The 24,117-nt window shown below is 66.0% G+C and carries 24 protein-coding genes; 7 read left to right on the forward strand and 17 right to left on the reverse strand.

Annotation, left to right across the window (positions count from 1 at the left end; genetic code table 11):
- Window position 1: 1 nt before the first annotated feature.
- Window positions 2–1,123 carry an ABC transporter permease gene (locus E4T66_RS16380; protein WP_136850191.1) on the reverse strand — a complete coding sequence of 374 codons (1,122 nt, stop codon included), beginning with the start codon at window positions 1,121–1,123 and terminating at the stop codon, window positions 2–4.
- Window positions 1,120–1,806, reverse strand: coding sequence for an ABC transporter ATP-binding protein (locus E4T66_RS16385; RefSeq protein ID WP_136850484.1), 687 nt, complete (start codon window positions 1,804–1,806; stop codon window positions 1,120–1,122). Before E4T66_RS16385 ends, E4T66_RS16380 begins: the two co-directional genes overlap by 4 nt.
- A 130-nt stretch (window positions 1,807–1,936) precedes the next feature.
- Here E4T66_RS16385 and E4T66_RS16390 point away from each other — a divergent pair, with 130 nt between their 5' ends.
- The 3 genes from E4T66_RS16390 (at window position 1,937) to E4T66_RS16400 (ending at window position 5,911) form a co-directional block, all read left to right on the forward strand.
- Entirely contained in the window at window positions 1,937–3,358 is a 1,422-nt protein-coding gene (locus E4T66_RS16390) for a hypothetical protein (RefSeq protein WP_211242981.1), read from the forward strand.
- Window positions 3,359–3,523: 165 nt separating this feature from the next.
- Window positions 3,524–5,002: a hypothetical protein gene (locus E4T66_RS16395; RefSeq protein WP_169577671.1), complete on the forward strand. Its 1,479-nt coding sequence runs from the start codon at window positions 3,524–3,526 to the stop codon at window positions 5,000–5,002.
- A gap of 93 nt (window positions 5,003–5,095) precedes the next feature.
- Window positions 5,096–5,911, forward strand: coding sequence for an SDR family NAD(P)-dependent oxidoreductase (locus E4T66_RS16400; protein ID WP_136850197.1), 816 nt, complete (start codon window positions 5,096–5,098; stop codon window positions 5,909–5,911).
- Between the two features lie 3 nt (window positions 5,912–5,914).
- Here the strand turns inward: E4T66_RS16400 and E4T66_RS16405 are convergent, their stop codons facing one another.
- The 3 genes from E4T66_RS16405 to hemB all read right to left on the reverse strand — a co-directional run bounded on the left by E4T66_RS16405 (window position 5,915) and on the right by hemB (window position 9,259).
- Window positions 5,915–7,309: a GGDEF domain-containing protein gene (locus E4T66_RS16405; RefSeq protein ID WP_136850199.1), complete on the reverse strand. Its 1,395-nt coding sequence runs from the start codon at window positions 7,307–7,309 to the stop codon at window positions 5,915–5,917.
- 95 nt (window positions 7,310–7,404) lie between these two features.
- The gene (gene aroE / locus E4T66_RS16410; protein WP_136850201.1) at window positions 7,405–8,217 is read right to left on the reverse strand and encodes a shikimate dehydrogenase; all 813 of its coding nucleotides are present in this window, start codon (window positions 8,215–8,217) and stop codon (window positions 7,405–7,407) included.
- A 46-nt stretch (window positions 8,218–8,263) separates the two neighbouring features.
- Window positions 8,264–9,259, reverse strand: coding sequence for a porphobilinogen synthase (hemB, locus tag E4T66_RS16415; protein ID WP_136850203.1), 996 nt, complete (start codon window positions 9,257–9,259; stop codon window positions 8,264–8,266).
- 93 nt (window positions 9,260–9,352) lie between these two features.
- Here hemB and E4T66_RS16420 point away from each other — a divergent pair, with 93 nt between their 5' ends.
- The 3 genes from E4T66_RS16420 to E4T66_RS16430 all read left to right on the forward strand — a co-directional run bounded on the left by E4T66_RS16420 (window position 9,353) and on the right by E4T66_RS16430 (window position 11,544).
- Window positions 9,353–10,156, forward strand: coding sequence for a sterol desaturase family protein (locus tag E4T66_RS16420; RefSeq protein WP_136850205.1), 804 nt, complete (start codon window positions 9,353–9,355; stop codon window positions 10,154–10,156).
- A gap of 66 nt (window positions 10,157–10,222) precedes the next feature.
- On the forward strand, window positions 10,223–10,783 hold the full coding sequence (locus E4T66_RS16425) for a sigma-70 family RNA polymerase sigma factor (protein WP_136850207.1): 561 nt from the start codon (window positions 10,223–10,225) through the stop codon (window positions 10,781–10,783).
- 26 nt (window positions 10,784–10,809) lie between these two features.
- On the forward strand, window positions 10,810–11,544 hold the full coding sequence (locus E4T66_RS16430) for an anti-sigma factor (protein ID WP_248679782.1): 735 nt from the start codon (window positions 10,810–10,812) through the stop codon (window positions 11,542–11,544).
- A gap of 22 nt (window positions 11,545–11,566) precedes the next feature.
- Here the strand turns inward: E4T66_RS16430 and E4T66_RS16435 are convergent, their stop codons facing one another.
- On the reverse strand, window positions 11,567–12,379 hold the full coding sequence (locus E4T66_RS16435; RefSeq protein WP_136850211.1) for a DUF547 domain-containing protein: 813 nt from the start codon (window positions 12,377–12,379) through the stop codon (window positions 11,567–11,569).
- 43 nt (window positions 12,380–12,422) lie between these two features.
- Window positions 12,423–13,373, reverse strand: coding sequence for an alpha/beta hydrolase (locus tag E4T66_RS16440; protein WP_169577672.1), 951 nt, complete (start codon window positions 13,371–13,373; stop codon window positions 12,423–12,425).
- A 105-nt stretch (window positions 13,374–13,478) separates the two neighbouring features.
- On the opposite strand from E4T66_RS16440, the gene glpK reads away from it, so the two are divergent.
- A complete protein-coding gene (glpK, locus tag E4T66_RS16445) occupies window positions 13,479–14,960 on the forward strand; it encodes a glycerol kinase GlpK (protein ID WP_136850215.1) in 1,482 nt (493 codons plus the stop codon).
- Between the two features lie 65 nt (window positions 14,961–15,025).
- On the opposite strand, the gene E4T66_RS16450 is transcribed toward glpK, so the two are convergent.
- From E4T66_RS16450 to E4T66_RS16495, 10 genes are read right to left on the reverse strand one after another with little or no spacing between them, the layout of a single operon-like run.
- Window positions 15,026–15,838, reverse strand: coding sequence for an amidohydrolase family protein (locus E4T66_RS16450; protein ID WP_136850217.1), 813 nt, complete (start codon window positions 15,836–15,838; stop codon window positions 15,026–15,028).
- 13 nt (window positions 15,839–15,851) lie between these two features.
- The gene (locus E4T66_RS16455; RefSeq protein WP_136850219.1) at window positions 15,852–16,310 is read right to left on the reverse strand and encodes a cupin domain-containing protein; all 459 of its coding nucleotides are present in this window, start codon (window positions 16,308–16,310) and stop codon (window positions 15,852–15,854) included.
- Between the two features lie 50 nt (window positions 16,311–16,360).
- The gene (locus tag E4T66_RS16460) at window positions 16,361–17,587 is read right to left on the reverse strand and encodes a beta-ketoacyl-ACP synthase (protein ID WP_136850221.1); all 1,227 of its coding nucleotides are present in this window, start codon (window positions 17,585–17,587) and stop codon (window positions 16,361–16,363) included.
- Window positions 17,584–18,300, reverse strand: coding sequence for a 3-ketoacyl-ACP reductase FabG2 (locus E4T66_RS16465; RefSeq protein WP_136850223.1), 717 nt, complete (start codon window positions 18,298–18,300; stop codon window positions 17,584–17,586). Before E4T66_RS16465 ends, E4T66_RS16460 begins: the two co-directional genes overlap by 4 nt.
- On the reverse strand, window positions 18,297–18,788 hold the full coding sequence (locus E4T66_RS16470) for a hotdog family protein (protein WP_136850225.1): 492 nt from the start codon (window positions 18,786–18,788) through the stop codon (window positions 18,297–18,299). The genes E4T66_RS16465 and E4T66_RS16470 overlap by 4 nt, the downstream gene beginning before the upstream one ends.
- On the reverse strand, window positions 18,788–19,432 hold the full coding sequence (locus E4T66_RS16475) for a DUF3261 domain-containing protein (RefSeq protein WP_169577673.1): 645 nt from the start codon (window positions 19,430–19,432) through the stop codon (window positions 18,788–18,790). The genes E4T66_RS16470 and E4T66_RS16475 overlap by 1 nt, the downstream gene beginning before the upstream one ends.
- Entirely contained in the window at window positions 19,416–20,660 is a 1,245-nt protein-coding gene (locus E4T66_RS16480; protein ID WP_136850229.1) for an NAD(P)/FAD-dependent oxidoreductase, read from the reverse strand. The genes E4T66_RS16475 and E4T66_RS16480 overlap by 17 nt, the downstream gene beginning before the upstream one ends.
- A gap of 19 nt (window positions 20,661–20,679) precedes the next feature.
- A complete protein-coding gene (locus E4T66_RS16485) occupies window positions 20,680–23,037 on the reverse strand; it encodes an MMPL family transporter (RefSeq protein WP_136850231.1) in 2,358 nt (785 codons plus the stop codon).
- Window positions 23,037–23,720 (reverse strand): outer membrane lipoprotein carrier protein LolA, encoded by a 684-nt coding sequence (locus tag E4T66_RS16490; RefSeq protein ID WP_136850233.1) that lies wholly within the window; start codon window positions 23,718–23,720, stop codon window positions 23,037–23,039. Before E4T66_RS16490 ends, E4T66_RS16485 begins: the two co-directional genes overlap by 1 nt.
- Window positions 23,717–24,109 carry an acyl-CoA thioesterase gene (locus E4T66_RS16495; protein WP_248679766.1) on the reverse strand — a complete coding sequence of 131 codons (393 nt, stop codon included), beginning with the start codon at window positions 24,107–24,109 and terminating at the stop codon, window positions 23,717–23,719. The genes E4T66_RS16490 and E4T66_RS16495 overlap by 4 nt, the downstream gene beginning before the upstream one ends.
- Between the last annotated feature and the right edge of the window lie 8 nt (window positions 24,110–24,117).

Below are 24,117 nucleotides of genomic sequence, written 5' to 3' on the forward strand. Positions count from 1 at the left end.
GCTATTCCGCATGCAAGGCCGACGCGGGCTTGAGTCCGGATGCGCGAACCGCTGGATAGACACCGCCGACCAGGCCCAACGCCAGGGCCACGCCCAGCGCGTACCACACCAGACCCGCGGTGATCTGTGCGTCGATACGCCCACGAATCATGTCGCTCCATAGCAGCACCTCGACCGCGAGACTGCCGAGCACGACGCCAATGACGCCACCGGCCAGTCCCAACACCAGGGATTCGAGCAGAATCATGCGGATCACGCGATCACGGCGCCAGCCGACCGCAAGCAGAATCGCAATCTCTCGCGTGCGTTCGAAAACGCTCATCAGCATCGTGTTGAACACCCCCGCACCGCCGATCAGCACGGCCAGCACCGTCACCGCCCAGCTCATTGCCCGCGCCAGACGCACCATCACGTTCTGCTGAACCAGGTCACCCGAGGTGATCGCGAGATACCCCGGCAGCGCCTGCGCAACCGCTGCACGGAACTGTGTCAGCGTGGTCTCGTCACTGGCGTCGTTCAGGCGGACGTTGATCAGATTGACCCGGTTCAGGTGATCGGTGATGCGTTGCATCTGCGTCAGAGTCATCAGGGCTGCCCCGGTTTCAACCAGGGCCGGGCTGTCGAAGATGCCAACCAGCGCAAAGGGTTCGGCGTCGATGTAGACGGTGGCGCCGACGTGCTTGCCGAGCATGTCCGCGGCCAGACGCCCGAGTGCGACTTCGGCATGGCCGTTCTCGATCGGAAAACGCCCGGAAATCAATTTCAGATGGCGCCACAGAAAGCTGTCGGCCTGCCAGCCGAACACGAACATCGGCGGTGCGTCATCAACCGACATCAGTTCGCTCAACAGACCGGCGACTTCATAGACCTGCGGCAAGGTGCGTACGGTGTCGGCCACACGGGCGTCGAACGGCGACGGCAACGCGTTCTGGCTGGCGGTGCGGGTGACGACCGCGTCGGTGCCGCGCACTTCCGCCGCACGCTGCCAGCTGGCCTCGAAGCCCCAGGCCAGCGCGGTCAGCGCGACCACTGCGGCGACTGACAATGCGATCCCGATCAGGGTCAGCGCGCTGCGTGACGGGCGCGCCTGCAGGTTGCGCCAGGCGATGCCTGCGAGCGTCATGCCGCATGCTCCACTTCGGTGATGATGCGGCCATCCTGCATCCGCACCACGCGCTGCGCGTGACCGGCCACCTCGGCAGCATGGGTGACCACCACCAGGGTGGTGCCGAGTTCAGCATGCAGTTGTTCGAACAACTGCATCACCCGCGCCGCGTTGACGCTGTCGAGGCTGCCGGTGGGCTCGTCCGCCAGCAGCAGGGTCGGCTGATTGGCCAGCGCACGGGCGATCGCTACGCGCTGGCGCTCACCACCGGACAGCATCGACGGGCGGTCGTTACTGCGGTGATCCAGGCCGACCAGATGCAACAGCATGCGGGCGCGTTCGCGCCGCTGGCGCGACGAGCGCGTGGACTCGAACATCGGTACTTCGACGTTCTCGGCGGCACTCAGGGTCGGCAGCAGATGAAAGCTCTGGAATACGAAGCCGATGTGCTCGGCGCGGAACGCCGAAGCGCGGTGCGGCGGCGGAAACGGCTCGCCGTCGAATGACAGCGTGCCGGTCTGCGGCGCTTCCAGCGCGCCCAGCATCGCCAGCAAGGTGGATTTGCCGCAGCCGCTCGGGCCGACGATCGCGATGAACTCTCCGGCGGCGATCGACAGGTCGAGCCCACGCAGCGCGGCGATGCGGCCACCGTCATAGCTGCGCGTGAGCCCCTGTGCTTCGATGCGCGGGGTTTGACCCATCATTCACAGTCGCTCTGTTGGACTAAGCTGGTCACTGCACCCTCGACAAGAGCTCATGATGGACTCCAGCCTAGATCGATCGATGTCAGTACCGCGTCAAGTTTCACCGGCATCGCTGCGGGGCGTTCTGGTGCTGTCGCTCTTGCTGCTGGCGTCGGCCTGCGCGACGGTGACGCCGCCACGGACTGCGCAGACGGCGCAGTGTCGGACGTTTTTCACACAGATCGACAGCGCGGTCGCAAAGGCTGGCGTGAGCGATGGTGGTGCGGCCCGCGTCCCCGGCTATCCGTACCTGCGCGCCGACCGCGTGCTGGCGTCGTTCGCCGATGACAGCCTTACGGCCGAAGGTTTTGGTGCCTGGGTCGAACGGATGCGGCAACTGGATCTGGCGGCGCGTCGCAGTGAGCTGCGCAATCTGGACGCCGGCTCCGCCGATGCGCAGTGGCAGCGCGCAGAGCAGTGTGGTCGAACGCTGCGGTCGCTGGAACTGACGGATGACGCTGCGCGCAGCGCCTTGCGCGATCACGTGCGGGTCAGGGACGACTACTCGCTCGCGGCCCGCGGTTTCGGCCTGTATCCGCTGGCGGTGCCGTTTCTGAATCTGGGGATCAAGGGGTATCACCGCGAAGTGCGCGCCGATTACGCGCGCCCGCTGGCACAACTCGACAGTCCGGGCCCGTTGCTGCGCTGGACGCCGGCGCCGCCGACATCCGAGATCGCAGCGCTACCGACCGTTCCCCTGGCGCGCGATGCCTTGGGCGTGCCGCTGCTCAGCGACGCGCAATGGGCTGCGCTGGGCGCGCGTTATGCGCCGCAATGGTGGATCGAAACCGGCGGTGACTACGATCGGCCCGGTGCGCCGGTGCTGGGCGCCGACGGCACACCGTCGGTCGATCCGGCCGAACCCGTGGTTTACACCCTGCACGAGTTCACACGTTTCGGCGATCAGGTGTTGCCGGTACTGGTCTACGTCATCTGGTTCTCCGAGCGGCCATCCCAGAAGGCCATCGATTCCTATGCAGGCGCCCTGGATGGTCTGGTGTGGCGGGTGGTGCTCGATCCGCAGCTGCAGCCGTTGGTCTACGACACCATCCACCCGTGCGGCTGCTATCGCTACACCTTTCCGGTGCAGGCGTTGACGCAGATTCTGCGTGGTGGCTTCTGGCAGGAACCGGTGCTGTTTCCGCAGGGCGAGGTTCCGGCCGATGCGGTGGCGCTGCGCATCCAGTCCGAGACGCACTATCTGCGGCGCGTGGTTGCACCGGCGCTGGCCACCGGAGACGTGCATCACTACACACTGCGGCCCTATGCCGACCTGCTGAGCCTGCCAGCCGCCGACGGCGCGCGCCGCAGCCTCTTCGACACGGACGGCATCGTCGCCGGCACCCAGCGCGGTGAGCGCTGGTGGCTGTGGATCACCGGTGTGCCGGATCCGGGCGCGATGCGCCAATGGGGTCGCCACGCCACCAGCTTTGTCGGTCGCAGCCATTTCGACGACGCACGCTTTCTCGAACAGAATTTCTCTGTGCCGGACTGGGCAAAAACCCCCTAGTCGCCTGCCACGGCGGCACAGTCCTTGCTCCATCCCCGCGGGCTGTACACAAAACACGCTGGGGGCATGGGGATGCTGGGGAATCAGAGGACATGGGCGGCCGCGCTGTGCGTTGGCCTCGGGATGGTCTGTGGGTCGTCGGCGTTGGCACACACCAGTGGGCATGTGACGACGACGGCTAAGCTGGCCGCCGTGCGCGAAACCGCACACGCCGACGGCGTGCTGGAGCGCGACGAGGCCTGGTTCTGGGACGGCGAGACGCTCGACGGCCAGGTGCCGAGTGCCGCGCTGTGCGACACGATCGAACGCTGTCCGGTCTATACGCTGACGTTGGCCGAGGGCGGTGTGCGCCTGCGTGTCGGAATCGACACGCCGGAGCGCACCGATACCTTCGTCGTTGATGTGATCGATCCGGACGGCAACGTTGCCGGATCGGACAGCACGTCGAATCAGTTCAATTCCGAGGTGCTGGTCGAGCAGCCGGTGGCCGGAGACTGGACGGTGCGAGTCCGGCCCGACAATGTCAGTGCCGCATCATTCCGGTTGCGAGCGAAGCTGGAGACAGTGCGGCCGGAAGATCTGGCGAACCAGGGCGAACGCCATGTGCTGCTGCCGAATTTGCGCACGGTGCCGCCGTACGAGTTCACCTTCGTCGCGCCGGCCAACCCGCTGAACGGCCTGTATCCGCCGGACACGGTCAACCCACCGTTGGAAGTCGCCGGCATTGCGCCGCTGTCGTGCACCGCGGATGAAATGGCACCGGTGGAACTGGGCGGCGGCGGCGCCGTGCGCTGCCTGCGTTTCACCTCGGGGCCGATCAATCTCGGGCCGGGCATTTACGACATGCGCTTCAGCCTGCTCGAGGACGCCATTGCCGGCAACGCCTACCTGAATCCGCAGGAAGCGCTGTCGCGCACTGTGGTGGGGCCGAAGCTGCAGGCCTTGCATTACTCCGATGGATCGGTCGAGTTCGTCCCGGCGGGGACCTATTCGTTTCATCCGATCCATTTTCACTTCCACGACGACTATGTGCTGAGCTTCGAGCTCTATGCGGTGACCGATCCGGCACGGGGTGGTCTGCAGCGTGTCGGCGTCGGCTCCAAATCCGGTTTTTGTCCGGCCGACCAGTTGTTCGGGGACTGGTCCGCATTCATGCAGGGTTACGAAACGCCCGGCGGTGATACCCCGCTGGACAGCTGTTTCTCGCCCAGCAACGGCGTGATCGGGCTGTCGGTCGGCTGGGGCGATGTCTACCGCTGGCAGCGCCCTGGCATGTACGTCGAATTCGGCGGACAGCCGAATGGGCGCTACGTGGTGCGGTCGATCGTCGATGCCGAGAATCGCGCACTGGAGACCAACGACGGCGACAACCTCTCTTACGCCTACATCGAGGTCCAGGGCGACACCATCCAGCTGCTGGAACGTGGCTGGGGCCGTGATCCCTGGGATCCGGACAAGGTGGTGTTCTCTGGCCCCGGTCCGGCGCAGCGCGCCGACAAATCCGGTAGCGGCGCGGCTGACGATGCCGCAAGCACGACGGTGACCGTGGACGGCGGCGGTGCCTTCGACGCGCGCAGCCTGGTGCTTCTGGCGGCCTTGCCGTGGTGGTTGCGTCGCCGCCGGGGAGCGACCGTCGGCGGATGACACGGCGCTGTTCCCGCCGGCGAGATTGCCGGCGGGTAACACCGCATACCGGCAACGCGTCCTATCATGCCGTCCTCAGACCGGGGACAAGGCATGTACTCACTCAAGAACAAGGTTGCAGTCATTACCGGCGCCGGCTCCGGCATCGGCCGTGCGCTGGCGGTCGAACTGGCAGACAAGGGGTGCCGGCTGGCGCTGTCGGACGTCAATGCCGCGGGTCTGGCGGCAACCGCCGAGCTGCTGCCGGTCAAGCCGTTCACGCAGATTCTGGACGTGTCGGACCGCGACGCGGTCTATGCGCACGCCGATGCGGTCAAGCGCGAGTTCGGCACCGCGCACGTGGTCATCAACAATGCCGGCGTGGCACTGTCGCAGACCATTGAAGATCTCAGCTATGAAGACTTCGAATGGCTGATGGGCATCAATTTCTGGGGCGTGGTCTACGGCACCAAGGCGTTCCTGCCGATGCTGCGTGCGCAGAACGACGGTGTCATCGTCAACCTGTCGAGCATTTTCGGCATCGTCACGCTGCCGACCCAGGGCGCGTATCACGCCGCCAAGTTCGCCGTGCGCGGCTTCACCGAAACCCTGCGCCAGGAACTGGCCGGCACCGGAGTCTCCGCCGTGTGCGTGCATCCGGGCGGGATCAAGACCAACATCGCGCGCGCCGCGCGCTTCTATGTCAGCGCGACCGGCGACAGTGATCGCGACAAGGCTGCGCGCGACTTCGACAAGCTGGCACGAACCACGCCGGAGCAGGCTGCGCGCACCATCATCGAGGGCATCGAGAAGCGCAGTCCGCGGGTATTGATCGGTGCCGATGCGCGCCTGCTCGATCGTCTGCAGCGCTGGTTGCCGGTGGCCTATCCGAAGGTTCTGGCCAAGGTCGTATCGCTCAGCCGCCGCTGAGGTTCAGATCGCGCCTTCGTGCTCGATTTCGGGCTTCTTGGTCTGTGCTGCTTTGCGCTGTTTCTTGATCGCATACATCCGCTGATCGGCATCGCGCATCGCGGTTTCCAGCGCGCCCTCCTGCATTGGATCGACTGCCGCCGCGCCGATGCTGAAACGGACTTCGAACGGCAGCTGACGCAGTTCGCGAATGCCGCGTGCGCGTTGGCGCAATCGCTGGATCGTGTCTTCGCTGCTGCGCATCGAGCCGCTGACCAGCACACAGAACTCGTCGCCGCCAATGCGGCCGATGACGTCGCTGTCGCGGAATTCCGAACGCAGCACATCGGCGACGGTTCGGATCAGCGCGGACCCGGCTTCATGGCCCTGGCGGTCGTTGACGGTCTTGAGTCCGTCGATGTCGATGAAATACAGCGTCGCGGCGCCGGCATTGCGGCGTTCGCCACGCAGCATCTGTTCCGCCAGCACGGTAAATCCACGGCGGTTGCTGATGCCGGTGAGTTCGTCGGTCAGCGATGCGGTGCGCAATTCCGCTTCAAGATCGTTGATCCGGTGCGCCATCCACAGCACCAGCAGCAGGATCAGCATCGAAAGGATCGCCGCACGCAGCGCCGCGGCGTAGGCCGGATCCAGCCAGCCGCGTGCGACCACATAGGTCTGCGCGATGGCCAGCAGGACCGGCGTCAGCAGGCCCACCGGCAGTAACAGGCGCGCGATGCGGCTGCCGATGCCGATGCCGACCAGCACGTCGGAATAGCCCTGGCGCGCACGGCGCACGCCAAAGACAAACGCCATGCAGGCGAATCCGATCAGGGTTTGCGGTGACATCCGCGTCAGTGCATCTGTGCCGAACAGATGCGTGGCGTCGAACAGATAGCCTGCGGCGACGACGGAGACCAGACCCAGCACCAGGATCGACAGCGCATCGGATACCAGACCGCAGACGCCCTTCTCGAAGCGGATGCAGCCCAGCGTGATGCCAACCAGCAGAAAGCCGAAGCTGGTCTGAATCGACATCCGGCCCGGCCGCGTTGCGTAGGGATCGCGCACGGCCCACTGATCGATCGAAACCGGTAGCTGGGTGAACCATTCGGCTAGCGTTGCCGCCGAGAGCAACACGATTATCAAGGCCAGCAATCGTCCGATGTGGCCTTGCCGAGTGCTGGCGTCGGGGGATTGCAGTGCGGCGCTGGCCGCGCCGAGCAGCAGACAGGCGGCCGTGTTGAACTTCATCAGCTCCCAGCCCGGTGGCGCCCAGGTGCGCAGCACCGGGAACAGCCACAGCAATGCGGTGCCGCCGCCGAGCAGCGCGGCGCAGACCAGCACCGCGTGATCGGCGCGCCGCAGCTGCGCGATCAGCGCAAAGTCGGGACGATTGGACAGGGCTTTGGCAAGCATCCCATTAGTGTCTGCGCCCTCGGGGCAAACGGCAAAAGGCAGCGATGACAGGTGTCGGCCGCCTGCCGAACGCAAGGGGCCGCGTGCTGTGTAGGCTAGCCCTGCCGCAAGGCGGCGATCACCGGCGCCGTGTCCGGGCGCACTCCACGCCACAATTCGAACGCCGCGGCCGCTTGCCCCACCAGCATGCCGAGGCCGTCCGCGATGCGCGCCGCGCCCTGGCTTTCAGCCCAGGCGCGAAATGGCGCAAAGGCCTTGCCGTACGACAGGTCATAACAATCGCCGCCGTCAGCCAGCAGTTGTCCCGGCAGGCGTGGCGCTTCACCGCCGTGGCCGGCGGAAGTGGCGTTGATGATCAGATCGAAGCGGTCACCCTTCAGGGCCAGATGCGTGCTGGGCCGAATGGTGCCCAGCGGCCGGAACTGCTCGGCCAGGGCTTCTGGTTTCCAGGGGCTGCGACCGGAGACGACCAGCTCTGCCGGTGCGGCTGCAAGCAGCGGTTCGAGGATGCCGCGGACCGCGCCGCCGGCGCCCAGCACCAGCACGCGCCGACCGCTGACACCGTAGTCGAGGCGGTGCAGATCGCTGATGAAGCCTTCGCCGTCAGTGTTGTCGCCGCGCCAGCTGCTGTCGGTGCGGATCAGCGTGTTGACCGCACCGGCGCGTTGCGCGCGCTCGGAGACCGCTTCGCACAGCGCCATCACCGCGACCTTATGCGGCAGGGTTGCGTTGAGGCCGCGATATCCCTGCTCGTGCAGGGCCTGCAGCGCCACCGGCAGCACATCGGGCTCAACCTCGACCGCGTCGTAGCTCAGTGCCTGGCCGGTCTGGCGCGCGAACTGCGCATGGATGCGGGGCGACAGGCTGTGCGCGACCGGGTCGCCGATGACGGCATAACGATCGGTCATTGCGGGGTCCGGCGGTCGGTCGGTCGCTGTCCTCGGCCCGCCATCCTTACTCCGCCATCCACTGGGCAGCGTCTTTGGCGAAATAGGTCAGGATCGAGTCGGCACCGGCGCGGCGCAGGCACATCAGCGTTTCGAGCACGATCTTGCGTTCGTCGACCCAGCCGTTCATCGCGGCGCCCTTGATCATGCTGTACTCGCCGCTGACGTGGTACGCCGACACTGGGACGCCGAAGCGGTCCTTGATGCGGCGAATGATGTCCAGATACGGCACGCCGGGCTTGACCATGACGATGTCGGCGCCCTCCGCGAGATCCAGTGCGACCTCACGCAGCGCTTCGTCGCTGTTGGCCGGATCCATCTGGTAGGTCTCCTTGCCGCCCTTGCCGAGATTGGCGGACGAACCCACGGCATCGCGGAACGGGCCGTAGTAGGCCGATGCGTACTTGGCGGCATACGACAGGATGATGGTGTTGCGAAAGCCGTCGCGTTCCAGCACCTGACGGATCTGGCCGACGCGTCCGTCCATCATGTCCGAGGGCGCAACGACGTCGACGCCCGCGCGTGCGTACAACAGGGCCTGACGTCGCAGCACTTCGCACGTGGCGTCGTTGATGACGTATCCCTGCGCGTCCAGCAGGCCGTCCTGGCCGTGACTGGTGTACGGATCCAGCGCGACATCGGCGATCACGCCCAGGCCAGGAACCGCGGCCTTGATCGCCTTGATCGAGCGCACCATCAGGCTTTCGGGATTCAGTGCTTCGTCGCCGTTGGGCGTCTTCAGCTCGGCCGGGGTGACCGGGAACAGCGCGACCGCGCGGATGCCCAGTGCATACAAGGTCTCGCATTCGCGGACCAGCTCTTCCAGATCTAGCCGCGAAATGCCGGGCATGGCCCCGACGGGACCCTTGAGCTCGCCTTCAGCGACGAACAGTGGCTGGATCAGCTGCGACGGTGCCAGCTGGGTTTCGCGCACGAGGTCGCGCACGAACGGAGCCTGGCGTGTGCGGCGCAGGCGGGTGTTGGGAAAACTACCGATGGTCACGACGTCACTTCCGGGGGGAGAATGGAGCTACGTCATTATAAGCCTGCGCACGCCCGTCTCCGCGGTGCACCTGCGCTGTTTCCGAGGATGTCCATGATTGATTCGCTGCAGACGCCGACGGCCATCCGCCTGATGATTTTCATCGGGCTGATTGTCGTGTTGCTGCTGGCAGAGTCGCGGTGGCCGCGACGCGGTGGCGAGCGCCTGCGTGGACTGCGCTGGCCGGCCAACCTCGGTCTGGTGGTGATCGATTCGATCGCCGTGCGTTTGTTGCTCGGTGCCGGTGCGGTTGGGGTGGCGCTGTGGGCCGAGGCGCGACCGTTCGGCCTGTTTCCGCTGCTGGCGCTGCCGGCCTGGATCAGCGGCTTGCTCGGCATCGTTCTGCTGGATCTGCTGATCTATTTCCAGCATCGCGTCTTCCACGCGGTGCCGCCGCTGTGGCGCCTGCACCGGGTGCACCATAGCGATATCGAGTTCGACGTCACCACGGCGGTGCGCTTTCATCCGCTGGAGATCCTGGCGTCGATGCTGATCAAGATGGCGGCCGTCGCGCTGCTCGGGGTCCCGGCCTGGGCCGTGGTGGCGTTCGAGGCGCTGCTCAACGGCACGGCGATGTTCAATCACGCCAATCTGGCCTTGCCGTCATGGCTGGATCGCGGCCTGCGCTGGGTGGTGGTCACGCCGGACGTGCATCGCGTGCATCACTCGGTGCACCGGGACGAGACCGACTCCAATTTCGGCTTCAATGTGCCGTGGTGGGATCGCCTGTTCGGCACGTACCGGGAGCAGCCGCGTGACGGCCATGCGGCGATGCAGATCGGCCTTGAACGTTTCCGTGAGCCGCAGCGGCAACGCTTGCGGGCGCTGCTGGAACAGCCGCTGCGACCGGGCAGCTGAGCTAGGGGGCGACACCCGCCCGATTCCCGCTACACTGGCATCCAGGCCAATAACTCAAAAAATTCCATGGTTGATGCCGAACAGCTCGTGCGGCTGCTGCAGGCTACCGCGGGGGGAGACCAGAAAGCGTTTGCCGAGCTGTATACGGCGAGCAGCTCGCATCTGTTCGGGCTGTTGCTGCGTATTCTGAAAAGACGTGACTGGGCCGAGGAGGCATTGCAGGACTGCTACGTCAAGATCTGGCAGAAAGCGGACACCTACGCACCCGACAAGGGCGCGCCGCTGACCTGGATGATGACGGTCGCTCGATACCGCGCGCTGGACCTGTTGCGGGTCAAGCGTCCGGAAGTCGAAATGCCGGAAGACGAGGACGGTGTGGAAATCGGTTTTGCCGACGAAAGCAGCGGCATCGATCCGGAGGCGCGGGCGGTGGAAGGTGAAGGTCTGGGGCGGCTGGAAGGCTGCCTCGAAGGTTTGCAGGAAGAGCAGCGCAGGAGCGTATTGCTGGCGTACTACGAAGGCTATACCCACCAGGAACTGGCGTCGGTGCTGGATGCGCCGCTGGGAACGGTGAAAAGCTGGGTGCGTCGGGGATTGCAGCGATTGCGGGAGTGTCTAGGCGAATGAAGTATCAGGACGCGACAGTGAAACGGATGCTGGCAGCCGAGTATGTTCTCGGCACGCTGCATGGCCGTGCGCGCCGGCGCTTCGAACGTCTGGCCCGCGAGCGTGCCGATGTGCAGGCTGAAGTCCGTTATTGGGAAGACCGCCTCGCGCGGCTGCAGCACCGCTTCAAGCCGGTGACGCCGCGCGCCGTGGTCTGGGCGGCGATCGAACGCGAGATCGGCGTCGACAAGGTGGTGTCGCTGGACAGTCGGCGCGCCCCGGCGGCAGAAGCGTCGACCGCGCGCAGTCCGCGCTGGCTGCAGGCCTGGGCCGGCATGGCCACGGCCGCGTCGGTGGTGCTGTCGTTCGCCTTGTACCGCGAGGTCAATCGACCGCTGCCTCCGCCGCAGCTGGTGCGTGTCGAAGTGCCGGTGCCGCAGCCGCTGCCCTATGTGGCGATGCTGCATCCGCAGGGCGTCGACGCCGAGTGGCTGGTCACGGTGTCGCCCGAACGCAAGCTGATCCGCGTGTCGGCCAGCGGCAAGTATCCGATCAACCGCGCCAGCGAGTGCCTCGAGCTGTGGGTGCTGGGCGAGGACGGCAAGCCGCGCTCGCTGGGCGTACTGCCCAACGACGGCAGTTCCGATCTGCCAATGCCGCGTGGCGTGTCGATGCCCAAGGACCCGACCCTGGCGGTGTCGAAGGAACCGATCGGCGGCTCCCCGACCGGATCCCCGACCGGGCCGGTGATTCTGGCGACGCCGGCGCAGCGCGTCAGCTGAGTCCGGAGTGCCGGCGCACGCTTCAGCGTGCGTCGTTCAGCGACCAGTTGTACTCGTCGTTCTCGATCTTCTCGATGCCGCCCAGCTTCATGCGCAGGCCTTCGTTGGCGTAACGGCGCAGATGTTCGATGACGCCGGCATCGGTTCCGCCGAAATCGTCCTTGAACCACACGTAGATGCTGGAGACGATCAGATCGCAATCGTCGAAATGGGCGCCGCGGTGGTGATTGACGTAGGCCTTGGCCGCTGCGTCGAGCAGACGCTCCATGTTGTCGGCTGTGAACGCTTCGGCCTGCAGATTGGGACAGCCGAGCGAGGCGCAATTGACCGCGTAATGCGTGCGCGGATCGCGCCAGATCGGCCGCAGGATGCGGTGTTCGATATCGTCCAGCGAGACGGCCCGGCCTTCGATCTTCAGCAGCTTGGCGCCCCAGGGTCCGCGCGTGAACAGACCCGGTGAGATGCCGATTTTCAAAATACTGTCGACCGGATAATGCGTGAGGACCGTATTGATCGTGGTTGCGTTGTAGAGGTTGATCCAGTACGTCCGCTGCTGCGCGCGCGACAGCTTGGTCACCGTGATGCGCTGCAGGCCGTCGAGGTAGTTTTGCAGCTTTGCGCGATCGTCCGCGGTCACCGCGCCGTAGGCGACACGGTTGATGCCGTCGACCGAAGGCTTCACATAGGTTTTCAGCAGCGCATCCCAGGCCGCGTGATCAACAACCTGGGTTGCGCTTTCGTTGTGCGCGTTCCAGTACGGCCACAGCTCGGCCTTGGGTGCGGCCAAGGCCAGTCCGGGCAGGCACAGCAGCAGGGTGATCCACAGTTTGCGCATCAGAGTCTCCGACGCGCCGACGTCATCAAAACGCAGGCGCGCCTCAGGCGGGTTGCGGTGCAGCGCTTGGCGGTAACTGTGCTTCAAGCCAAGCGCACAGATCGGCACTGACTTCATCGCGACAGAGGTCGTTCAGCAGCTCGTGACGGCCCTGTGCGTAGAGCTTCAGCGTCACGTCGCTCAGACCGGCTTCGCGGTAGTTTCGTTCCAGGCTGCGCGCGCCCTGCGCGCCGCGGCAGGCCGGATCGTCGGTGCCGTTGATGGCAAGAATCGGCAGCGTCTTCGGGATGCGCGCCAGCCGTTGCGGATCGCGCAGGTGTCCGGCTGCGGACAGCAGATCGATCCACATCGCCACTGAACAACGGAAGCCGCACAGTGGATCGCTGATGTAACGATCCACTTCTTCGGTGTCGCGGGACAGCCAGTCGAAGCCGGTTCGGTTCGGTTTGAATTCGCGATTGAAGCTCTTGAAGCTCAGTGCTTCGGCCAGTGCGCTGCGATGCGCGCGTCCGGCCCACAGCGCTTCGAGTCGAAGCAGTCCCAGACCCACCGCGCGCAGGGGTCCGAGATCGGCACAGCCGGCCGAGAAGATGACACCGGCCAGTCCGTGGCCGTGCTCGACCACGTAGTCCTGCAACAGAAACGAGCCGCGACTGTGTCCGAGCATGAACAATGGCCGTCCGGGGTGTTCTTTTTCGATATGACCGCGTACGCCGTTGATGGCGGATAGCGTGATCGGCCAGCCATCCCACTCCGCGATATGGCCGAGTGTGTCGTCACGGTCGATGCTGCGCCCGTGGCCGGGAAGGTCCTGTGCATAGACGGCAAAGCCGGCTTCCGCCAGCTGTGCGCCGATACGCGCATAGCGGCCGGCATGTTCGGCCATGCCATGAATGATCTGCACGCAGCCCCGTGGTTCGGCGTCGGGCAGCCACGCATTGACGTGCGCGCGTTGGCCGCGGCCCCAGCCATGCTGGAATTGAATGCTGCGCATGTGTAACGTCCCCTGAGTATCGATGCAGACTTTAGATATTTGTACGTGCCGTCGCTGTTCGATGCCGCGACGGCCAAAGTGTGTCACATCAGGAGGAATCGGCTTATGACAATGCTGCTGGCGATTGACCAGGGCACCACCAGCACGCGCGCGATCGTGTTCGATCGCCACGGCAACAAGCATGCGGTGGCGCAGCGCGAACTGCCGCAGCATTTTCCGCAGCCCGGCTGGGTCGAGCACGACGCCGAGCAGATCTGGCAGGACACGGTCGCCTGTGTTCGCGATGCGCTGACCAGCGCCGGACTCGCGGCCGACGGCGTGGCCGCGATCGGCATCACCAATCAGCGCGAGACCACGGTGGTATGGGACCGCGCCACCGGCACGCCGATTCACCGGGCGATTGTGTGGCAGGACCGCCGCACCAGCGCGTTCTGCCAGCAGCATCAGGACCGTGGGACCTGGCTCAACGAAAAGACCGGCCTGCTGCTGGACCCGTATTTCTCCGCGACCAAGATCGCATGGATACTCGATGCGGTGCCGGGCGCGCGCGAACGCGCGGAAAAAGGCGAGCTGGCATTCGGCACCATCGACAGCTGGCTGCTGTGGAAGCTGACCGGCGGCACCGTGCACGCCACCGATGCGACCAATGCCTGCCGCACCGCGCTGTTCAATCTGCACACGCAGGACTGGGATGACGAACTGCTGGCGTTCTTCCAGGTCCCGCGCGCGTTGATGCCCCAGATCCGCGATTCAGCCAGCGACTTCGGCCGGACCGATCCTGCCCTGTTCGGCGCGCCGATCCAGATCGGCGGCATCGCCGGCGACCAGCAGGCCGCGACGGTCGGCCAGGCCTGCTTCTCGCCGGGCATGATCAAGTCCACCTACGGCACCGGCTGCTTCATGGTGCTGAACACCGGCGACGAGATCCGGCTGTCGAAGAATCGCCTGCTGACGACGGTGGCGTACCGGCTCGGAGGCAAGCCGACCTTCGCGCTCGAAGGCAGCATCTTCGTCGCTGGCGCCGCGGTGCAATGGCTGCGCGACGCGGTGCATCTGATCAAGGCCGCCGGTGACACCGAGGGTCTGGCCAAGTCGATCGACGACACCCAGGGCGTGTATCTGGTGCCGGCGTTCACCGGCCTCGGCGCGCCGTACTGGGACCCGGAAGCGCGTGGCGCGATCTTTGGTCTGACCCGCGATACCGGCATCGCGCACATCGTGCGCGCGGCGCTGGAGTCGGTCTGCTATCAGACCCGCGATCTGCTGATGGCGATGAACAATGACGCGGTGGCGCCGACCGAGCTGCGCGTCGACGGCGGCATGGTCGTCAACGACTGGCTGACGCAGGCGATGGCCGACATCCTGCAGATTCCGGTGGTGCGGCCGCAGACTGTCGAGACCACCGCGCTGGGTGCGGCCTTCCTCGCCGGCCTGCAGGCCGGGGTATATCAGTCGCTCGATGAGATTTCGGCGCTGTGGCAGGAGGAGCGCCAGTTCGCGCCGGCAATGCCGGCGCAGCGGGCCGACACGCTGTACGCGGGCTGGCAGGACGCGGTCGCGCGGGTGCGCAGCGCCAACGCGACCTAGGATCTGATCAAGCGCAACATCCGGGTCCGCTCGGACGCCAGGGCGATCTTGCGACCCGGCAGCACTCAGCCGTTGAGTTGATAGACCCGCTGCGCGTTGCCGTGCAGAAACGCGGCGCGCGTGTCGGCATCGAGGCCCAGCGTATCCAGATCCTTCAGCGCGTGCGCCGGCATGATCATCGGGTAGTTGCTGCCGAACAGCACCTTGTCGCGGCCATGGCTGCGCATGAACTCGACCAGCGCCGGCGGGTAGCGCTTGCAGGTGTAGGCCGAGGTGTCGATGTAGACGTTCTCGTGCTTGGTCGCGATGGCGATCGCCTCGTCGGTCCACGGATAGCCGATATGGCCGCCGACGAGGGTCAGTTCGGGGAAATCCAGCGCGACCTGATCGAGGTAGATCGGCCGGCCGACTTCGGACGGCATCAGCGGGCCGGTGTGACCGATCTGCGTGCAGAACGGCACGTTCATTTCGCAGCACGCGGTGTAGACCGGGTAATAGCGGCGGTCGGTCGGCGGTGCTTCCCACAGCCACGGCAGCAGTCGGATCGCCTTGAAGCCGAGCTGCTCGACGCAGCGCCGCACTTCGCGCACCGCCTGCATTGGCCTGGACAGATCCACCGAGCCGACGCCGATCAGGCGATCCGGTGCTTCGGCCACGAAGCCGGCGACTTCGTCGTTGGAGATCATCACGTTGCGCGGGGCGTACCACGCGCAGATCAGACTGCGGTCGATCCCGGCCAGGTCCATCATCGCGACGGTCATCGCCACCGGCGGTGCGACGCTCAGCGGCGGCGTCTTGGTCCAGCGCCGCAGCGAGTCGAAGATCGGGTCCTGCATCTGCCGCAGCGTCGGATGTTGCGCCCAGGCATCGATGATCATCGGCGGCTCCGTTTCAGGGTTCGACGAACTGCATGCCGGTCGGACCGGTGCCGGATTCCTGCACGACGGCGCCGTCTCGACCGCCCTCACTGAAATGGGGCGTCCCTGCCGGGATCACCAGGACGACGCCGGGGCCGTAATCCTGCAGCGCGGTGGAGTCGAAGGTCGAGCCGGCGCCGAAGCGGTAGATGCCTTCGAGCACGGTGACGATACGGGTGTCGGGATGCGTGTGCGGTGGCGTGCGTGCGCCAGGATCGAAGCGTGCACGCAGCAGATACGGCCCCTGTGTCGGGTCGCCATGAACCCGCGCCAGCCCGGTGCCCGGCAGTCGCGGGTCTTCGCGATAGTCGAGGGCGTCCGGCGTGATCGTCAGCACGGAGTCCGCGGCCGGTGCTGCGGTGACGGGCGCCACCAGTCCCAGCAGCAGCGATGCCAGCAGAGTGCACAGCTGATTCGAAGTCTGTCTTTGCATCGACGCTCCTTCACGGCGTGTCCGGCGTGATGCCGGATTCCGCCGCTGTTTTAGGGCATGCGGCGGAAGATCAGCGCGGTATTGATGCCGCCAAAGGCGAAGTTGTTGTTGACCACATACTCGGTTTCGAGCGGGCGGATCGTGTCAGTGACGAAATCCAGTTCGCCGCAGCGCGGATCGAGGTTGTGCAGGTTCAGCGTCGGCGCGAACCAGCCGCGGTTCATCATCTCGATCGCCCACCAGCTTTCGATCGCGCCACAGGCGCCGAGCGTGTGGCCAAGATGACCCTTCCACGACGCTGCCGGGATGGCGCGATTGAAATAGCGCCGCGTCATGTTGGATTCGGCGATGTCGCCCTGCTCGGTCGCAGTGCCGTGACAGGAAACAAAGCCGATCGCGTCCGGTGACAGGCCGGCATCGGCAAACGCACGGTCCATTGCGCCGCCCATCGTTTCCTGGTTCGGATGCGTGGCGTGATCGCCGTCGGAATTGCAGCCGTAGCCGACGATCTCGGCGTAGATCCTGGCGCCGCGCGCCTTGGCGTGTTCGTACTCTTCCAGTACCAGTGAACCCGCACCCTCGCCGATCACCAGGCCGTCGCGATCGCGATCGAACGGCGCCGGTGTGGTTTTCGGGGCGTCGTTCTTCACGCTGGCGGCGAACAGGGCGTCGAACACCGCGGCCTCGGACGGGCACAGTTCCTCGGCGCCACCGGCCAGCATCATCGGCTGCATGCCGTACTTGATCGCCTCGTAGGCGTAGCCGATGCCCTGGCTGCCGGAAGTGCAGGCCGAACAGGTGGGGATCACGCGTCCCTTCAGGCCGAAGAACAGGCCGACGTTGACGGCGGTGGTGTGGCTCATCATGCGCAGATAGGTCGTCGCATTGAACTTGCCGTGCTTGCCGGTCATCAGCAGGCTGCCGAATTCGCAGATCGCGTCGGTGCTGCCGGTGCAGGAGCCGTAGGACACCCCCATGGCGCCGCTGCTGATTTCCGGATCGTCGAGCAGGCCGGCCTGTTCCAGCGCCAGCTCGGATGCGCGCACCGAAAGTAGCGACACGCGGCCCATCGTGCGGGTCTTGCGCCGGGTGTAATGCGCTGGCAGCGTGAAATCTTTGACCGGGCCGCCGAGGCGCGTGTTGACCTCTTCGAATCGATCCCAGTCGGGCATGCGTTCGATGCCGCTGACATTGGCACGCAGATTGGCTTCGACCGTTGCCCAGTCCGATCCGAGCGCGGTAATGCCGGCCATGCCGGTGACAACGACTCGCTTCAAAACATCCCCCCGTTGACCGAAATCACCTGGCGCGTGACGTAGGCGGCGGCCGGCGACATCAGGAATGTCACTACCGCAGCAACCTCTTCGGGTTCCCCAACCCGACCCGCCGGCACCAGCTTCAAAGCCTGTTCGAGCGGCACCTCGTCGATCATGTCGGTCCGGATCAAGCCGGGGGCGACGCAATTGACGGTGATCCGCCGGCTGGCCAGTTCCACTGCCAGCGCCTTGGTCGCGCCAATGATACCTGCCTTGGCCGCCGAGTAATTGACCTGCCCGCGGTTGCCCATCAGGCCGGAAACCGAGGCAATGGTGACGATGCGGCCGGGCTGGCGCGTGCGGATCATCGGCATCGACAGCGGCTGCAGCACGTTGTAGAAACCGTCGAGATTGGTCCGCAGCACGCTGTCCCAATCCTCGCCGGACAGCGCCGGAAACGCTCCGTCGCGAGCGATCCCGGCGTTGCAGACCACGCCGTAATAGGCGCCGTGCTGCTCGATATCTGCGCCCAGGACCTCGGCGCACTGCGCGCGGTCGCTGACGTCGAAGCGCAGCACGCGTGCGCTGCGGCCGGCCGCTTCAACCCGGGCCAGCGTCTGATCGGCGTCGCGTCGGCAATGCACCACCAGATCGTAGCCGGCCTCCGCCAGGGCCACGGCGATCGCCTGGCCGATGCCGCGGTTGGCGCCGGTCACCAGCACGGTCTGTGTCATGCGCGCCGCTCCTGTGGCGTCGGACTTGCGTACAGCTGGTCGAGAAAACTCTGCATGTCGTCTGGTTGAAAGGCCTTGATGTCGGCGGTGGCGTAGACGGTCGCGCCGTCGTCGATGGTGCAGCGATAAACGCCAACGCCGCTGGCGTCGGTGACCAAAAGCTCGGCGACGACGTTCAGCCGGGTTCCCGGCGCAAAGTACGCCGCTTCGCAGTCGTAACTGCGGGTGCCCAGCAGCAGCCCCGGAACGATGTCGAGCCCGCGCTGCAGCCGCAGCCAGCCCGCGTGGACGCCAATCGTTTGTGCCATGTATTCGACGCCAACCCAGCCGGGAACGCCGGCGTCTGCCTCATAGAACGGGATTCCGGGCCGGATCTCGACAAGGCAGCGTGCGGTTTCCGCATCGCAGGCACTCAGGTGATCCAGCAGCATGAAGCCGGGACCATGGGCCAGCAGATCGGCAGGACGCAGTTTCGACGGATCGGACATCAGGATGCGGGGGCTTCGGCAGTCGTGGCAGCGGGTTGGATACGAGACGGGATACCGGACCGGGTACGGATATCGAGACTGTAGCCTGCGACAAAATTCGAAAGCCAGAGCCGTCCGTTCCACGGATCGGCGTCGGCGTAGTGCACCTCGGCGATGATGCGGCCGTTGCCGCTGACCCGGCGCAATCCGGCGCGCGGTTCGCTGACCTGCCATCCGCGCTTTTCCGCCGCGGCCGCCACCGCGTCCAGCGGCCAGAACGCGAGCTGGATGTCGGCCAGGATGTGCTGCGGATCGATCTGTTCCGGTGCGAAGGTCGAGCGCTCGCCGTCGATCTGCTCACCGTCATAGCGCAGGCTGAACACGCGTTGCCCGCTGGCGGTCAGGCCGACGACCTGCAGTGCATCGGCGTCGACGGTGACGATGCATCGCAGCGTCGACTCGCGTGCGCCATAGGCCGCGCTGAGCAGCTGTTCGGCGTCGACGCTGTAACCCAGCGTCGATGGCGCCAGCGGTGCAAACAGCGTTGGATCCGGCGCCGGGCTGCCGGCCGGCGGCGCCGCAGGCCCGGCGCCGGGGCTGACGCAGCCGGCCAGCGCGGCGCTCAGTGCCGCGACCCGCAGTGCGCGGCTAGAGCGCATGCGCATGCGCGGGCGCATCGCCTCGACACAGCTGCGCCAGCGTGTGCAGACGCTGCTTGGCGCGGCCGACGTAAGGGTTGGCGCTGTCCCAGGCATAGCCGGCGAGGATCGAGCAGATATAGCGCCGGATCTTCGGGTCCTGGCGCTCGAAATAGATCACGTCCTGCAGCGAACCGTCGTACCAGCCGTCGACGAAACCGCGGAAAGTTTCGACCCCGACGCGCAGCGGCGCTTCGAACTCGCTCGGCCAGTCCACCGCCTCACCGGCCAGCTGGCGGCCCAGCAGGGCTGCGGCCATGTGGGCAGACTTCAATGCGATGGTGACTCCGGACGAGAACACCGGATCGAGAAATTCGGCGGCATTGCCCAGCAGCGCAAAGCCCGGCCCGGTCATGGTCTTGACGTTGGCCGAATAGCCGCGCAGCAGGCCGGCCGGGAACACCGGTTCGGCATCCTTGAGCAATACGGCCAGTTCGGGATCTTCGCGCTGCAGCGTCCACAGCTTGTCGTCGTTGCTGCCGGCGTAGCTGTCGATGAAGGCCTCGCTGCCGACGACGCCGATTGACGCCTTGCCGTTGGAGAACGGAATCAGCCAGTACCAGACGTCGCGATGCCGCGGGTGCGTGGTGACCCGTATCTTCTGACGGTCGAAGGCCCCGGACGGAATGCGGTCGTGAATCTGGGTGTACAGCGCGTTGCGCACCGGCAGATGAGACGGCGTCTCCAGATCCAGCAGTCGCGGCAGCACGCGCCCGAAGCCGCTGGCGTCGAGCACGAAGCGTGGGGTGTAGACCTGCTCGCTGCCATCCAGCGCGCGCGCGGTAACCCGTGGCTGCGTGCCACTGAAGTCGGCGGCGATGATCTCGACTTCGAAACGCACCTCGGCACCCATGCGGATGGCTTCGTTGATCAGGATCTGATCGAATTCCGCGCGCGGTACCTGGTAGGTGAAGCCGGGACCCGGTGACGACTTCTCGGCGAAGTTGAACTGGGCATAGCGGCCGTTGCAGGCGAAAGCTGCGCCGTTCTTGTACTGGAAGCCCGCGGCCTGCACCGCCTCGAGCATGCCGGCCTGGTCCAGCAATTCGAGACTCTGCGCCAGCAGGCTTTCGCCGATCGAGAAGCGCGGAAACTTCTGCTTCTCCAGCACCAGTACCTTGAAGCCGCGCTGCACCAGCAGCGCTGCAGCCACCGCGCCGGAGGGGCCGGCACCAATGATGACGACGTCGATCACAGTGTTCTCCTGAAGAAACTCATTGTGGCACGCGCGGTTGTGGCGCGGCGCTCAGTGCGATGGCAATCAGCCAGGTGTAGGCGACGCCCAGCAGCGCGGCCAGCCCGAGGCTGCGGATGAAAGGTGTCGCCGACGCCGACAGGGTTCCAAAGGCCAGCACGGTGGTCACCGCGGCAGCGGAGATCGCCATGATCGTGACCTGCCGGCTTGCGGCGCCTTCGCGCAGGAACACCGTGTAGTCGACGCCCAGGCCGAGCACCAGCAACAGCGCCAGCACCGTGAACAGATTGCCGGGAATGCCGAGCAATCCGAGGGTCGCAAGCGTCAGCACGCAGCCGCCGACCGGCGCCAGCAGCAGGCGCGGACAGGCGCGCAGGCCGTAGCGCAGCGCCACGACCACGGCAATCGCCAGCAGTGCGGCCGCCAGGCCAAACAGTGCGATGCGTCGATAGTGCGCCAGCACCGTCGAGATATCGGCGACGCGATCAATCAGCCGCGCGGAATCCAGCCCCGCGGCGGTGGCGCGCAGGGTGTCGAGGTCGCGCACCCCGATCAGCGCGACCACGCTGGCGACACCGCGATCAGTGGTGCCGACCCAGAGGCCGCGATACGGTCCGGCCAGCGCGCTGTCCAGCCACTGCGGCAAGCTCAGGATGCGGTCATCGGCCGCGGCAAAATCCGCTTGCAGACGTTGATAGCTGTCGTCGGCGTAGCCGAGCCCGGCCAGCAGCGGGCGCAGCACGCCGTTGTCGCCGTAAACCTCGGTTGCGAGCAGGGCGCGATTCTGGCGCTGGCGCGCCGCTGACGGCACCGCGCGCGACAGTGCCAGATAGCCGGCCAGCTGCTGATCGGCGACCAGGCGATCCAGCCGCGTCCGCAGTTGCTCCTCGTGTTGCAATAACGCTTCGGTATCGCTGCCTTCGACCAGAAAGAAGCGTGTGTCGGTGCCGCCGCCCAGGCGTTGCTGCACCGCCGCTTCCTGCGCCAGCAGCGGCGCGGGTGAGGACTGCAGCGCGCGTACATCGTCGACGAAGCTGAGGCGGCTGAGGCCGAACGCGGCGGCGCCGATCAGCAGCAGCGCCGCGAGCGCGGCACTGCGTCCCTGCGGCGGCCGTCGCAGCGACAGCCAGCGCGCCGCGGCGGCCAGCGCGACCGGGGGCGGGCGTACGCTGTGTCCGGCCAGCAGCGGGAATGCCAGCAAGGCCGTCAATCCGGCGCTGAGCACGCCGACGACGCTGAATACAGCCATCTGCCGCAGCCCCGGAAACGGCGGCACGATCAGCGCCAGATAGCCCAGCGAGGTCGTCAGCATGCCCACCAGGATTGCGGTGCCGACATGGTCGACGGCTATCTGGCCGGACCAGGGGCGCACGCCACGAAAGCGGTCGCTGAAAAAATGAATCGCGTAGTCGACTGCGACCCCGATCAGGCTGGAGCCGAACACCAGCGCCAGCAGATGGATTTGGCCGAACAGCCACTGCACGGCGCTGATCGAAGCCAGCGTGCCGACGGCCAGCGTCATCAGCACCAGTGCCAGCGGACGCAATGAGCCGAAGCAGTACAGGCACACCAGGATCACGCCAAGCAAAGAGAGACTGCCGAAAACACTGATCTCGCGTTTGGCGCGTTCGCTGTTGGCGACGGCATGCTGCAATACGCCCGAGTTGTAGACCCGCACCTCCGCCGCGGCAGATCTTGCCGCCGCGCTGGCCGCGGCGACTGCGGCGCTGGCGCCGGTCTGGGCGCCGAGTGCAAACGGGCTGTCCTTGAGCGTGGCGGTGACCATCACACTGACACGGCCGTCTAGGGTGCTGGCCAGAACGCCGTCGCGCAGCTGCAGGGCCCCGGGGGCGGCGACCAGACTCTGCAGATAGTCGCCGTAGAGATTCAGGGGATCCTCGCCGAACGGGCGTGCGCGCATCAGCCCGGCCGGGGAATACAGCGCGCGCAGTGCTGTATCGGCCAGGGCCTGCGCATGGCCGGAGGCCAGCGCCGCGCGATCGGCGTCGGCCAGCAGGGTATGCCGATACGGGCCCAGCACGGCATCCAGCGCTTTGGCGTCGAGGCCGCGTTCGAACTCGACCTCGACAAAGGCGGGGGACTGGCGCAGCGCCGCGGTAAACGCAGCGGCGGCGGCGCGTGCCGATGCAAACGCATCGGCTTCGATCAGATAGACGTTGCGCCGTCCGGCGGCGGCAGCAAAGCGGTCCAGGGACTGTTCGACCACGGCATCCGGCGCGGTCTGCGGCAGCATCGCGGTGATGTCGGTTTCAATGCGCAGCTGCGGCAGCAGCCAGATTCCAGAACTGGCGAGCAACGCCAGCACCGCCGTCAGCCACAGCCCGAAGCGCAGCATCGGAGCGGACGGCTTGCTCATTAGGGGTGCTTGGGTGGGCTTGAGAACAGCGCGCGATCGGCTGCGTCCGGTGCATCCTGCGAGATCTGCACCTGCTGCAGGTCGATCCGCGTAAGGTCGCCGCTGGACTCGGTCAGCAGCACCTGTTCGACCTGTGCCGCCCCGTTGATCTGAATGCCGACAACACTGCCGGCGGCCTGCTTCGGCCGCAGGCCCAGAGACCAGCTGCCGTCGGCGTTGGCGCCGCCGTAGAGATCGAACAGGGATTCGAGCGTGTCGAAATCCAGTGAGAACACGGCGAAGAAGATCTCGGCAACCATCTGCAGCGCCGGCTGCTGCGCCGCCGAAACCAGGACTTCGTTGTCGCCTTCGCGCTGAATCAGGTGTTCGCGCGTGATCACCAGTTCCGATGCAAACGGTTCGATGGTGGTCCAGGCGATGCCGGTGTCACGCAGAAACAGAAAACGTCCCGAGGACGACAGCGGTCTGGGCAGTTCGTGCAGCTGCTTCTGCTGCCGATAGGCGCCGCGGATCGATTGCGCGCCCTGCAGCGGGCGCGTTGCCGGCGTGAGCGCAACCCGCAATGCCGTGATCGTGGCCGGATGCGCGAACACGTCGGCAGCCGGTTCCGGTGCAGCGCTGTGCGCCGGCATCTGCAGCAGCAGACACCCGATCAACGCCAGTGAGCGAAGCAGACGTTTCATCGAATGCCGAGCTTCTGCACCAGGATGTCCGGCGAGTTCAGCTGCATCTCGAACTCCGGCATCGTCACCGCGACCTGGATCGTGTGTCCTTTCGACAGGCGCTCGCCGCTGTCGGCGTCGGTGACTTCGTAGACCACCTTCAACCGGTACTCCCATTCGCTGATGCTGGCACGGACGCAAATGCGCTGGCCGCAACGAATCGCCTTGACGTAACGCACGTGCAGATCAATCACCGGCCAGGCGTAGCCGGAGTCCAGCATCTGCTGATAGCTGTAGTCGATCGTCTCCATCAGCTCGGCGCGGGCGACTTCGAAATAGCGCGCGTAGTTGCCGTGCCAGACCACACCCAGCGGGTCGCAGTCGTTGAATGGAATGCGCAGTGCGATCACGTGGCTGG

The organism is Sinimarinibacterium arenosum (assembly GCF_005047655.1).
In the GTDB taxonomy this organism is placed as follows: domain Bacteria; phylum Pseudomonadota; class Gammaproteobacteria; order Nevskiales; family Nevskiaceae; genus Solimonas.